The organism is Bacillus cereus (genome assembly GCF_002564555.1).
Lineage (GTDB): Bacteria > Bacillota > Bacilli > Bacillales > Bacillaceae_G > Bacillus_A > Bacillus_A cereus_K.
On the sequence record NZ_NUVD01000037.1, the window covers coordinates 1 to 209 of the forward strand.

A 209-nucleotide genomic window follows, 5' to 3' on the forward strand; every position below is an offset into this window, starting at 1 on the left:
GTTCAGTTTTCAAAGAACTTTTTTGGTGGAGCCTAGCGGGATCGAACCGCTGACCTCCTGCGTGCAAGGCAGGCGCTCTCCCAGCTGAGCTAAGGCCCCAAACAAGTATCGGGAAGACAGGATTTGAACCTGCGACCCCCTGGTCCCAAACCAGGTGCTCTACCAAGCTGAGCCACTTCCCGAAAAAAACGCGCCCGAGAGGAGTCGAA

At 56.0% G+C, this 209-nt stretch carries 2 tRNA genes; both read right to left on the bottom strand.

The annotated features are described in order from the left end of the window. Window positions 1–23: 23 nt before the first annotated feature. Window positions 24–99 (bottom strand) — tRNA-Ala (locus COI75_RS17010). 9 nt (window positions 100–108) lie between these two features. Then, a tRNA-Pro gene (locus COI75_RS17015) sits at window positions 109–182 on the bottom strand. Window positions 183–209: the final 27 nt, after the last annotated feature.